The organism is Mycolicibacterium stellerae (genome assembly GCF_003719305.1).
Taxonomy (GTDB): Bacteria; Actinomycetota; Actinomycetes; order Mycobacteriales; family Mycobacteriaceae; genus Mycobacterium; species Mycobacterium stellerae.
The window spans coordinates 73757-86831 of record NZ_RARC01000005.1 but is presented as its reverse complement, the minus strand read 5'-3'; the positions used below and the strand labels follow the sequence as shown (position 1 = coordinate 86831).

General features: G+C 66.3%; 8 protein-coding genes. 4 read left to right on the top strand and 4 right to left on the bottom strand.

Annotation, left to right across the window (positions count from 1 at the left end):
* Positions 1 to 10 precede the first annotated feature (10 nt).
* Positions 11 to 1348 (bottom strand): H(+)/Cl(-) exchange transporter ClcA, encoded by a 1338-nt coding sequence (locus D6M19_RS09110; RefSeq protein WP_123024880.1) that lies wholly within the window; start codon positions 1346 to 1348, stop codon positions 11 to 13.
* 52 nt (positions 1349 to 1400) lie between these two features.
* On the opposite strand from D6M19_RS09110, the gene D6M19_RS09105 reads away from it, so the two are divergent.
* Positions 1401 to 3440 carry a heavy metal translocating P-type ATPase gene (locus tag D6M19_RS09105; RefSeq protein WP_123024879.1) on the top strand — a complete coding sequence of 680 codons (2040 nt, stop codon included), beginning with the start codon at positions 1401 to 1403 and terminating at the stop codon, positions 3438 to 3440.
* A gap of 7 nt (positions 3441 to 3447) precedes the next feature.
* On the opposite strand, the gene D6M19_RS09100 is transcribed toward D6M19_RS09105, so the two are convergent.
* The 3 genes from D6M19_RS09100 to D6M19_RS09090 all read right to left on the bottom strand — a co-directional run bounded on the left by D6M19_RS09100 (position 3448) and on the right by D6M19_RS09090 (position 6085).
* A complete protein-coding gene (locus D6M19_RS09100) occupies positions 3448 to 4746 on the bottom strand; it encodes a dicarboxylate/amino acid:cation symporter (protein WP_123024878.1) in 1299 nt (432 codons plus the stop codon).
* A gap of 134 nt (positions 4747 to 4880) precedes the next feature.
* On the bottom strand, positions 4881 to 5366 hold the full coding sequence (locus tag D6M19_RS09095) for a hypothetical protein (protein WP_123024877.1): 486 nt from the start codon (positions 5364 to 5366) through the stop codon (positions 4881 to 4883).
* A gap of 11 nt (positions 5367 to 5377) precedes the next feature.
* Positions 5378 to 6085: a transcriptional regulator gene (locus D6M19_RS09090; RefSeq protein ID WP_123024876.1), complete on the bottom strand. Its 708-nt coding sequence runs from the start codon at positions 6083 to 6085 to the stop codon at positions 5378 to 5380.
* A 131-nt stretch (positions 6086 to 6216) separates the two neighbouring features.
* On the opposite strand from D6M19_RS09090, the gene D6M19_RS09085 reads away from it, so the two are divergent.
* The 3 genes from D6M19_RS09085 (at position 6217) to D6M19_RS09075 (ending at position 13013) form a co-directional block, all read left to right on the top strand.
* A complete protein-coding gene (locus tag D6M19_RS09085) occupies positions 6217 to 6495 on the top strand; it encodes a WhiB family transcriptional regulator (protein ID WP_206428486.1) in 279 nt (92 codons plus the stop codon).
* A gap of 475 nt (positions 6496 to 6970) precedes the next feature.
* Entirely contained in the window at positions 6971 to 11554 is a 4584-nt protein-coding gene (gene gltB, locus D6M19_RS09080) for a glutamate synthase large subunit (protein ID WP_123024875.1), read from the top strand.
* Entirely contained in the window at positions 11547 to 13013 is a 1467-nt protein-coding gene (locus D6M19_RS09075; protein WP_123024874.1) for a glutamate synthase subunit beta, read from the top strand. Before gltB ends, D6M19_RS09075 begins: the two co-directional genes overlap by 8 nt.
* Positions 13014 to 13075 lie beyond the last annotated feature (62 nt).

Here is a 13075-nt window from a genome sequence, read left to right as displayed (position 1 = left end):
TGTTGCTTTGCTAACCGTTTCCGCGTCGCTCGATGGACTCTTCATCGGGCATCCGCTCGCGAAGGCTCTCATAGATCGGCGGCGATCCCACGAGGTAGGCGACGAGCACGGCGGCAGCGGTTGCGGCCATCATCGGCACCAGGGTCGCGGTGGTGGCCGTCATCTCTGTGACGACGACCATCCCGGTCACCGGTGCGCGCACGGTGGCCCCGAAGAACGCCGCCATCCCGACGAGCGCCATCGGAATGGCCAATTGCGATGCGTCGTCGGGCCACACGGCGTTGAAGCATCCGGTGAACACGAGTCCCCACAGCGCACCCACGGCAAGCAGCGGTGCGAACAGCCCGCCCGGCACCGCCGCCGAGTACGACAGCGGGCCCGCGACGAACCGCACCGCAAGGATCCCGATGACGACGGATAAGACGAGGTTCTGCCCGCCAAGGATCCGCTGCGTCAGGTCCTCGCCGCCGCCAACAGAGAGCGGGTAAACGAACATCGCGAGCCCGACGATCGCTCCGATGATGGCGGCCTTCGCCAGGCTGGGGACGCGGCGGATGGCACCGACGTGGTCGAGGAACCACAACGTCAACCCGTTGTACGCGGCACCCAGACATCCGGTCAGGAGCCCGAAGGCGATGAAGAGGGGCAACCACGCCAGGGCGGGAGCGTCCATGGGTTCGACCTGAAAGTCCGCATGGTTTCCCAACACCAGCCGGGAGCACGCGACACCGGCAGCACACGAAATGAGGGTCGCCAGAACCGTTTTCACCCGGAAGGACTTCGTCACCTCCTCGAGGGTGAACAGCGTGCCGCCGATCGGCGCGTTGAACGCCACCGCAAGGCCTGCGCCGCCCAGCGCCGTCTGCATCATCCTGACCTCGGAATCGGGTAGCCGGGCGCGCCGGGCAGCTTCGGTGCCGATCGCCGCACCCATGTGTACCGTCGGCCCCTCGCGGCCCAACACGAGGCCCGATCCGATACTCAACACGCCTCCGACGAACTTCGCCGGAAGCAGTCGGATCAGCGGTGGCTTGGCCTCACCCAGAAAGACCGCTTCGACATGCTGGATCCCGCTGCCCGCGGCCAGCGGCTCCCACCGGACGATGAGGGCGGCGAGGGTGGCGCCGACCGCGGCGGCGGCGATGGGGACCAGCCAGCCCGGTCCTGGCAGCTGATGTGCCCAGTCGACGAAGTCGATGCGCAGGCGATCGGCGGTTTGCAGACACCAGCGGAACACGCCGCCGACGAAGCCGATCACGACGCCCGCGACCAACGCGGTCAGGCAGATGCGGACCGAGCCGCGCATGGATTCGTCGGGCTGGAGGGGTCCCGCCGTCGGCGCCGTCATAAGGCGACGAACTTTACCGGCCCAGATACCCCCACGGGGTATAGTGACCCGCATGACCGAGGTCGATCACTCCCAGCATCGGAGCCACGCAGATCACGCAGGCCACGGCCAACCGAGGCACGGCGGTCACCACGATCACGTCGCGCAGTTCCGCAGGCTGTTCTGGATCATGCTCGTGCTGGCCGTCCCCACGGTGGCGCTGTCGGGCATGTTCGCGATGATTCTCGGCTATCCAGTTCCGGGGTTCCCCGGCTCTCAATGGGTCTCAGCGGTGCTCGGGACCGTCATGTACCTCTGGGGCGGCAGGCCCTTCCTCACCGGTGCGGTCAGTGAGATCCGCTCCCGCACACCGGGAATGATGCTGCTGATCGGTCTGGCGATCACGGTTGCATTCGTTTCGTCGTGGGGCGCCAGCCTCGGCGTGCTCGACCACCAGCTCGACTTCTGGTGGGAGCTGGCGCTGCTCATCGTCATCATGCTGCTTGGTCACTGGATAGAGATGCGCTCGCTGGCGCAGACCAGCTCGGCGTTGGACTCGCTTGCCGCACTGTTGCCCGACGAGGCCGAACGGGTCGAGGGAGACGAGATCGTCACTGTCGCCCCATCGGATCTTCGTCTTGGCGACGTGGTGATCGTGCGTCCGGGCGGCAGCGTGCCCGCCGACGGCGAGATTGTCGACGGCGCAGCGGACATCAACGAGTCGATGGTCACCGGCGAGTCCGTGCCGGTGCGCCGCGGTATCGGCGACCACGTCGTCGCGGGAACCGTCGCGACGGACTCCGGCCTGCGCATCAAGGTCGCCGCTGTCGGCGACGACACCGCGCTGGCCGGTATCCAGCGGCTGGTGACGGAGGCCCAGAACTCGTCGTCGCGGGCACAGCGGCTGGCGGACACCGCGGCGGCCTGGCTGTTCTGGTTCGCGCTGGGTGCGGCCGTCATCACCGCGGTGGTGTGGGGCGCGGTCGGCAGGCCGGAGGACGCGGTCATCCGCACCATCACCGTGCTGGTGATCGCGTGCCCGCACGCGCTCGGCCTGGCGATACCGCTTGTGGTGTCGATCGCCACCGAACGTGCAGCCCGCGCGGGTGTGCTGATCAAGGACCGGCTCGCGCTTGAGAGCATGCGAACGGTCGGCGCGGTGCTGTTCGACAAGACCGGCACCCTGACCAAGGGCGAGCCGACCGTTACGGCGGTTGCCGCAACGGACGGGCACGGCGAGGGTGAGGTACTTGCACTGGCGGCGGCCGCCGAGACGGACTCCGAGCATCCGCTGGCCCACGCCATCGTGGCTGCGGCGAAGGCCAGAGACGTCAAGGTGGCAGCCTCTTCGGACTTTTCGTCGTCGCCCGCGGTCGGGGTGACGGCGACGGTCGACGGCCGCCAAATCCGCGTCGGCGGACCGCGGTTGTTGGAGCAGGCGGGGGAGATCGAGCTGCCAGAAGCCGCCGCGTGGCACAGCGAGGGCGCGATCGTGTTGCATGTCCTGCTCGACGGGTCCGTCGCGGGAGCGCTGAAGCTGGCCGACGAAGTGCGACCGGAATCGCGTCAGGCCGTCGACGCGCTGCACCGGTTGGGCGTGGAGGTGGTGATGATCACCGGAGACGCCGAGCCGGTGGCGCGCGCGGTCGCCGATGAGCTCGGCATCGATCGGGTGTTTGCGGGCGTGCGGCCGCAGGACAAGGCGGCCAAGGTCGCCGAGCTGCAGGCTGAGGGCCTGAAAGTGGCGATGGTCGGCGACGGGGTCAACGACGCACCGGCGTTGGCACAGGCCGACGTCGGCATCGCCATCGGTGCCGGCACCGACGTGGCGATCGCGTCGGCGGGGGTGATCCTGGCCAGCTCGGACCCGCGCTCGGTGCTGTCGGTGATCACTTTGTCGAAGGCGACGTACCGCAAGATGGCGCAAAACCTTTGGTGGGCAGCGGGTTACAACCTGATCTCGGTGCCGCTGGCCGCCGGGGTGTTGGCGCCGGTCGGGTTCGTGATGCCGATGTCGGTCGGTGCGCTGTTGATGTCGGCGTCGACGGTGGTTGTCGCCCTCAACGCGCAATTACTCCGCCGGCTGGACCTACGCCCCGACCGCACTCGGTAGCCGAGCCCTAATCGGCTTGATCAGCACGGGCCATCACGTCGCGGTACTCGTCGAGGTCGATCTCTTCGGCGGTCACCGTCTTGGTGCCGTTGTAGACATCGCGATCGATCTCGTCGTCGGCGTTGGCCACCAGCATCGCCACGAACGTGTCCCCGTTGACGTTGAGGAAGGTGCGGAAGATGCCTGCGAACCAGTCGACGGCGATCAGCAGGCCGACAGCCTCGAACGGCAGGCCAAGTGAGGTCGCCAAGAACATCGCGACGACCGGGAATCCGCCCGGCACCGTGATGGTGCCCATATTGAGCAGAATCGCCAGACCCATACCGAGGGCGATCTGGCCGACACTCAAGTCGATGCCGCCGGCCTGTGCGAGAAACATGACGACGATCATGTAGTTGAGGACGGCTCCATACGAGCCCATCGTCAACCCGATCGACAGCGTGAAGTTTGCGACCTTCTGGCTGACACCCACCTTTTCGACGGTGTTCTTCAACACCGTCGGGAAGGTGACCGCCGAACTCGTGGTGGTGATCGCAATCGCCGTTTGCTCAGCGAGCTTGTTCGGAAGCTTCCACGGGCTCAAGCGGGTGAGTACCGAAACAACCACCACGAACAGGGCGAAGATGATGACGACACCGAGAAGCGTTGTGCCCAAGTACTTAAGCGCGGTGGTGACGACGGAGAAGCCGACGTCGCCCGCGAGCGCGGCCAGCAGACAGAAGACGCCAATCGGGGCGATGAGCATCACAAGGCGAATCATGGTGAGCACGATCTGCTGGATCTGATCGATAAAGCTGAGTACCCCGGAATCGCCGGTCTTGTTGATATGGCTGCGCAGTGCGATACCGAACAGCAGCGAGAAGACGATGATGGGCACCATCGTTGCTGTCGACATGGCGTCGAAGATGTTCGTCGACACGAAATTGAGCAGCGTGTCCTGCCAGCCCAGCGCCTCTCCTGCCGATTCCTTCAGGCTGGGATCGAGTTCTTGGGTGTACACCATGCCCGCACCCGGCTGGATGAGAATGCTGAGCGCCCAGGCCGTTACGGCCGCGACGAACGAGAAGCCAATCATCCATTTGAATGTGCGGAATGCGATCTTTCCGGTGCCCGTGCCCGACATCGACCCGGTCGCCACGATCACCGACGACATCACCAGCGGCACGATCGACATCTGGATCAGTCGGATGAACAGATCGCCGATGAACTTCAGATTTGCGGCCCAGTCACCGACCAGGAGGCCGAATACGATCCCACCTATTGCGGCGATGCCGATCTGCAATGCAGGGTGCGCCAACTTTTTCATGCCTGAAAGTAAGCCGATGGCGCTACTGGCCCGTGTCACCCGTATTTCGCACCAGTTACGCAAAATCGTCAGCGACCGCGCAATTGGCAGGTGGCGCAACTCCTTCGGCGACTGGACCTAGGGCCGGAGGGTGCTCAGTAGCCGAGCCCGCGCAGATGGGCGCCCAACTGTTCGGCGACAGCCTGGTGGCTGCGGATCAGCTCGAGCTCATGGCCGACCTGAGCGCGCAGTGCACGGATGACCGCCAATTCAGTGGCGGGCGTATCCGACAGGTGCTCGAGCGCATCCGACGTCGACGACACCACGTCGAGCGCGGAGTGCGACGCCGAATGTGCCGATGTCACCGCGTCCGCGGCCTCCTTGAGGTGGCGGCCCAGCTCCGATTCGACGCCGGACAGGTGCTCCAGGGCGTCGCGGGTGCCCTGCGCGAAGTCGGCGTAGTTGGCGCTGGCGTCGCCCGACATCGATGCGGCTTGTTCCTGCCCGGACCGGATGACGTCGGTGGCGTCGGTCAGTTTGTCGGCGGCCGTCGCGGCCGCGTCGGGGTCAGCGGTGCCGAACAGCGAGTCGGCCCGCGACATCACGTCGCCGACGTTGCGGACCAGATCGGACAGCGGCACGAGACCAAGTATCAGCCATCGAGTGAAGCGATGAGGTCGTTCAGTGCGCTCGAGTCCGCGTCTGCTGCCGGTTCGCCTGCCTCGACAGCATTCACCAGTTCGACGGGAAGGCCCGCCGCGTTCGCCGTCTCCGCGGCGGACAGGGTGGCGCGCCGACGCGCGGCGTAGAGCCGTTGGCCAAGCGTCGCCCCCGGTGCGGCGGCGGCGCGGAACATCAGTTCGTCGTAACGGCCGCGGACGGTCCGCAGCGCCAGCACCACGTCGGGGGTGCCCCTGCTGTGCTGCGCGGCTCGGGCGACAACTCCCTCGAGCTTGCGAAGCTCGGCCAGGATGACCGTGGCACGGGCGGAGAACTCGGGATCGTCGTCGGCGGGCAGCGTCTGGATGGCGGCGTCGAGCGTTGTCATCGCCACCTCGACGGTGCCCGCGATGAGCGAGGCGGTGCCGTCGTCTGCGGGCGGCTCGGACGCTGTGCCGGGTACCTGGCCGCCATACCGTATCGTCGCTATGGTTCCGGCGGGCCACTGCAGGATCTCCTCCAGCTTGGCCCTCGTGCGCTCCCTCGGCCAGCTCCTACCCTTCTCGAAGGCGATGAGCGCGCCGGCGTTGATGATCTTGAACTTCGCGAGATTCCGCTGCTTGATGTCCAATTCGCGGCGTCGGGCGGCGACCGCTGCGCCGGCGCGGGCGATGCCCGGATCGCCGACGTCCTCTTCCACTCGCCCAGTGTAGCCAGCGGATCTGACGGGAGACGGCGAACCTCACCGAAGCGATCATGCCGTAATAAGTGTTGCACTGCTACGGAAACAGCGCTACGGTTTGAGCACGCCAGCGAGCGAGAGGAGTGGTCATGACCGTCATGATCGAGATGCCCGTACTGACCGACAGCCAGATCGGCGCCTGCACGCAGGACCCCGAACGGTGGATGACGGCAACCGACGACCACACCAAGGCGGTGTGCCGGGCGTGCCCGCGCCGCTGGCTGTGCGCAAGGGAGGCCTGCGAGATGCCGGGGGCCCAGGGCCTGTGGGCAGGCATTCACATTCCCGAAGGCGGCCGCGGCCGCACATTCGCCTTGAAGCAGCTCCGGTCGTTGGCCGAGCGCGGCGGCTACCCGGTGCACCGCTGAGGCGCCCGCAGCCTGCCCGCTCGACGAGGGGGGAGCGGGCGGGCCGCGCGGCGACTACTCTAAGAATCTTACTAAGCTTTGTAGCAAACAGCCATTAGCGGCTTTAGCGCAGCTGATAGTGCATACAGCTATCGGTCAGCAATGGTAATTAGTGATCTCGGTCGCATGCCAGGAAATCGGGTGATCGGGAATACTTCGCCCCGGGTCACCGAAAATCGAAGGCGCGCAACGGCTTCGCTCGTATCATTGGCAGCGCAAGAGGCAGCGTCGCCACAGGGGCAAAGCACACTAGTTAGGTATGACTAAGTTGGCATGTCAGGCGGGGTTTGTCATATCGTTTTCCCCACTTGCGCCGAGTGGGGTAGGGGCCGTCGTTCAGTGCTGCACGCCAGCCACCGCCACCACCACAACCGGCTGATCGCCGTCATCGACGGCTGCCAGGGAACTCTTGAAGGTGTTGAAGGGCTAGGTGGGAATGGCGCCCGTGAAACAGGGGCTGTACAACCCCGCGTTCGAACATGACGCGTGTGGCGTTGCCATGGTCGCGGATATGCACGGCCGCCGCAGCCGCGACATCGTCGACAAGGCCATCCTGGCCCTGGTCAACCTGGAGCACCGCGGTGCCCAGGGCGCCGAACCGCAAACCGGCGACGGTGCGGGAATCCTGCTCCAGGTCCCCGATGACTTCCTGCGCGCCGTCGTCGAGTTCGACCTGCCCGAGCCGGGCAGCTACGCCACCGGCATCGCATTCCTGCCGCAGTCGTCGAAGGACGCGGCCGCCGCCTGCGAGTCTGTCGAGAAGATCGCCGAGGCCGAGGGCCTCGAGGTGCTCGGCTGGCGTGACGTACCCACCGACGATTCGTCGCTTGGTGCGCTGGCCCGCGACGCCATGCCGACGTTCCGGCAGGTGTTCATCGCCGGTGCATCCGGGATGGACCTCGAGCGCAAGGCGTACGTCGTGCGCAAGCGAGCCGAGCATGAGCTCGGCACCAAAGGTCCGGGCCAGGACGGTCCCGGTCGTGAAACCGTCTATTTCCCAAGCCTTTCCGGTCAGACATTCGTCTACAAGGGCATGCTGACCACACCGCAGCTGAAGGCGTTCTATCTCGACCTGCAGGACGACCGGCTGACCAGTGCGCTCGGCATCGTGCACTCGCGGTTCTCCACCAACACGTTCCCGTCGTGGCCGCTCGCCCACCCGTTCCGGCGGATCGCGCACAACGGTGAGATCAACACCGTCACCGGCAACGAGAACTGGATGCGGGCGCGCGAAGCGCTGATCAAGACCGACATCTTCGGCGCAGGCGCCGATCTCGACAAGGTCGTGCCGATCTGTACGCCTGGCGCATCGGATACCGCACGCTTCGACGAGGTGCTCGAGTTGCTCCATCTCGGCGGTCGCAGCCTGCCGCATGCCGTGCTGATGATGATCCCGGAGGCGTGGGAACGCAACGAGTCGATGGACCCGGCCCGGCGCGCGTTCTACCAGTACCACTCCTCGCTGATGGAGCCGTGGGACGGCCCCGCGTCGATGACGTTCACCGACGGCACCGTGATCGGCGCGGTGCTCGACCGCAACGGTCTCCGCCCGTCGCGCATCTGGGTCACCAAGGACGGCCTGGTGGTGATGGCGTCGGAGGCCGGCGTGCTCAACCTCGACCCGTCGACCGTCGTGAAGAAGATGCGTCTGCAACCCGGCAGAATGTTCCTGGTCGACACCGCGCAGGGCCGCATCGTCGACGACGAGGAGATCAAGGCCGAACTCGCCGCAGAGCTGCCGTATCAGGCATGGCTGGATGCCGGCCTGTTCCACCTCGATGAGCTCCCGCCCGGCGACTACGTCCGCATGCCGCATCACCGGGTTGTGTTGCGCCAGCAGATCTTCGGCTACACCTACGAGGAGCTCAACCTCTTGGTGGCGCCGATGGCCCGCTCCGGCGCCGAGCCGCTCGGTTCGATGGGCACCGACACCCCGGTCGCCGTGCTTTCGCAGCGGCCACGGATGCTCTACGACTACTTCCAACAGCTGTTCGCCCAGGTCACCAACCCGCCGCTGGATGCCATCCGCGAAGAGGTGGTGACCAGCCTCTCGGGCACCGTCGGCCCCGAGGGTGACCTGCTCAACCCCGACGCCGAGTCCTGCAGGCAGATCCTGCTGCGGCAGCCGATCCTGCGCAACGCCGAGCTGTCCAAGCTGATGTGTGTGGACCCCGACCATGAGATCCGCGGTCACAAGCATGGAATGCGCGCCGCGGTGATCCGCTGCCTGTACCCCGTCAATCGCGGTGGGCAGGGCCTGCGGGAGGCGCTGGACAACGTCAAGGCCAAGGTGTCGGAAGCCATCCGGAAAGGCGCGCGCATCATCGTGCTGTCCGACCGTGAGTCCGACGAGTCGATGGCGCCGATCCCGTCGTTGCTGAGCGTTTCGGCCGTGCACCACCATCTCGTTCGCGACCGCACCCGCACCATGGTCGGGCTCGTCGTCGAGGCGGGCGACGCCCGCGAGGTGCACCACATGGCCTGCCTCGTCGGCTTCGGCGCGGCCGCGATCAACCCGTACATGGCCTTCGAGTCAATCGAGGACATGTGCGACCGCGGCGTGATCACCGGAATCAGCAGCGACACGGCCAAGGCGAACTACGTCAAGGCGGCGGGCAAGGGTGTGCTGAAGGTGATGTCCAAGATGGGCATCTCGACGCTGGCGTCCTACACCGGCGCGCAGCTGTTTCAGGCCATCGGCATCAGCCAGCCGCTGCTCGACGAGTACTTCGCCGGGTTGACGTGTCCCGTCGGCGGCATCGACCTCGACGACATCGCCGCCGATGTCTCGACGCGGCATGCGTTGGCGTTCCTTGACCGCCCCGACGAGTGGGCGCACCGCGAGCTCGAGGTCGGCGGCGAGTATCAGTGGCGACGCGAGGGCGAGTATCACCTGTTCAATCCGGACACGGTGTTCAAGCTGCAGCACTCCACCCGCACCGGCCAGTACTCGATCTTCAAGGAGTACACCGCACTCGTCGACGACCAGAGCGAGCGGATGGCGTCGCTGCGTGGGCTGCTCAAGTTCCGCGACGGTGTGCGACCGCCGGTTCCGCTCGACGAGGTCGAGCCGGCAAGCGAGATCGTCAAGCGGTTCTCCACCGGCGCGATGAGCTATGGCTCGATCTCCGCCGAGGCGCACGAGACGCTGGCGATCGCGATGAATCGCCTTGGCGCCCGGTCGAACTCGGGCGAGGGCGGCGAAGCCGTCAGCCGATTCGACCGCGACGAGAACGGCGACTGGCGCCGCAGTGCTATCAAGCAGGTGGCGTCCGGCCGGTTCGGTGTGACCAGCCACTACCTGAGTAACTGCACCGACATCCAGATCAAGATGGCCCAGGGCGCGAAACCCGGTGAGGGCGGCCAACTACCGGGCAACAAGGTGTACCCGTGGGTGGCCGAGGTGCGGCATTCGACGCCTGGCGTCGGCCTGATCTCGCCGCCGCCGCACCACGACATCTATTCGATCGAGGATCTCGCCCAGCTCATCCACGATTTGAAGAACTCCAACCCGCAGGCGCGGGTGCACGTGAAGCTGGTGAGCGAGAACGGTGTCGGCACGGTCGCCGCGGGTGTGTCGAAGGCGCACGCCGACGTGGTGCTGATCTCCGGCCACGACGGAGGCACCGGCGCCACCCCGCTGACGTCGATGAAGCACGCAGGCGCGCCGTGGGAGCTGGGCCTGGCCGAAACCCAGCAGACGTTGCTGCTCAACGGACTTCGTGACCGCATCGTCGTGCAGGTGGACGGCCAGCTCAAGACCGGCCGCGACGTGGTGGTCGCCGCACTGCTCGGTGCCGAGGAATTCGGTTTCGCGACCGCACCGCTGGTGGTGTCGGGCTGCATCATGATGCGCGTCTGCCACCTGGACACCTGCCCGGTCGGCGTGGCGACCCAGAACCCGGTACTGCGGCAGCGCTTCGCAGGCAAGCCGGAGTTCGTGGAGAACTTCTTCATGTTCATCGCCGAGGAAGTGCGGGAAACGATGGCCCAGTTGGGCTTCCGTACCGTCAACGAGATGGTCGGCCAGGTCGGGGCGCTGGACACCACCAAGGCCGCCGAGCACTGGAAGGCCCACAAGCTCGACCTGGCCCCGGTGCTGCACGAGCCCGAGTCGGCGTTCATGAACCAGGACCTGTACTGCAGCTCGCGTCAGGACCACGGCCTCGACAAGGCGCTCGACCAGCAGCTGATCGTGATGTGCCGGGAGGCGCTTGACTCGGGCACCCCGGTCCGGTTCTCGACGACTATCGCCAACACCAACCGCACCGTGGGCACTATGCTCGGCCACGAGCTCACCAAAGCCTATGGCGGTCAGGGTCTTCCCGACGGAACCATCGACATCACGTTCGACGGATCGGCGGGCAACAGCTTCGGTGCGTTCGTGCCGAAGGGCATCACCCTTCGGGTGTACGGCGACGCCAACGACTACGTCGGCAAGGGTCTGTCGGGTGGACGGCTGGTGGTGCGGCCGTCAGACGATGCTCCGCAGGACTACGTGGCCGAGCAGAACATCATCGCGGGCAACGTGATTCTGTTCGGCGCGACCAGCGGGCAGGCCTTCCTGCGCGGTGTCGTCGGCGAGCGGTTCGCGGTGCGTAACTCCGGCGCCCATGCGGTGGTGGAGGGCGTGGGCGATCACGGTTGCGAGTACATGACCGGCGGCAAGGTCGTCATTCTCGGGCCCACCGGCCGGAACTTTGCGGCAGGAATGTCCGGCGGCGTGGCCTATGTCTACGACGTCGACGGCACATTCACCGAAAACCTCAACGCCGAGATGGTGGACCTTGACGCGATGGACGACGAGGACATCGAGTTCCTGCGTGGAATGATCACCGCGCACGTCGATGCCACGGATTCCGCTGTCGGGCAGCGTATTCTCGCCGACTGGGATGGACAATTGAAGTACTTCAACAAGGTGATGCCGCGCGACTTCAAGCGCGTGCTTCAGGCGATCTCCGAAGCCGAGAAATCCGGCGAGGATGTCGATACCGCGATCATGGCGGCTGCGAATGCCTGACCCAAGAGGCTTTCTCAAGTACACAAAGCGCGAGACCCCGAAACGGCGGCCGGTCCCGCTGCGGCTGCGCGACTGGAAAGAGGTCTACGAAGACTTTTCCCACGATACGCTGCGCGAGCAGGCGACACGGTGCATGGACTGCGGTATCCCGTTCTGCCACAACGGATGTCCACTAGGAAATCTGATTCCGGAGTGGAACGACCTGGTGCGCAACGACCGCTGGCGCGACGCGATCGAGCGGCTGCATGCCACCAACAACTTCCCGGAGTTCACCGGCAGGCTGTGCCCAGCGCCGTGTGAGGGAGCGTGTGTGCTCGGCATCAACCAGGATCCGGTGACCATCAAGCAGGTCGAGGTCGAGATCATCGACAACGCCTTCGACGAGGGCTGGGTCGTACCTCTTCCGCCGGACAAGCTCACCGGTAAGAAGGTCGCCGTCGTCGGCTCCGGTCCGGCAGGCCTGGCCGCCGCGCAGCAGCTCACCCGCGCGGGTCATACCGTCATCGTTTTCGAGCGGGCCGACCGCATCGGCGGACTGCTGCGCTACGGCATCCCCGAGTTCAAGATGGAGAAGCGCCACATCGATCGCAGGCTGGCGCAGATGGAGGCCGAGGGCACCCAGTTCCGTCCCGGCGTCAACGTCGGTGTCGACATCACGGTGGCGCAGCTGCGGCTCAACTACGACGCCGTCGTTCTGGCCGGTGGCGCGACCGCGTGGCGGGATCTGCCGATTCCCGGCCGCGACCTGGACGGCATCCACCAGGCGATGGAGTTCCTGCCGTGGGCGAACCGGGTTCAGCAGGGCGACCCCGTCGTCGGCGATGACGGTGAGCCACCGATCACGGCGAAGGGCCGCAAGGTCGTCATCATCGGCGGCGGCGACACCGGAGCCGACTGCCTTGGCACGTCTCACCGGCAGGGCGCCGAGAGCGTCCACCAGTTCGAGATCATGCCCCAGCCGCCCGAGTCGCGCGCCGACTCCACCCCGTGGCCCGTGTACCCGCTGATGATGCGGGTGTCGTCGGCCCACGAAGAGGGCGGTGAGCGGGTGTACTCGGTGAACACCGAGGAGTTCATCGGCCGCGACGGCAAGGTGACCGGCCTGCGGGGGCACGAGGTCGAGATGGTCGCAGGCAAGTTCGAGAAGATCGACGGCTCCGACTTCGAGCTGGAGACCGACCTGGTGCTGCTCGCGATGGGCTTCGTCGGCCCGGAGCGGGAAGGCCTGCTGAACGAGCTGAGCGTGGATATCACCGACCGGGGCAACGTCGCACGGGATGCAAATTTCGCCACCACCGTGCCCGGCGTCTTCGTCGCGGGCGATATGGGGCGGGGCCAGTCGCTGATCGTGTGGGCGATCGCCGAGGGCCGCGCCGCCGCGGCCGGGGTCGACCGATATCTGATGGGCAGCACGGCGCTGCCTGCGCCGATCAAGCCCACCGCGGTCCCTCAGCGCTAGATCGCGACGCCCCCGGCTAAGCCGGGGAAGCCGCGAGTGTGCGGTGTCGAACGGTCAAGCGG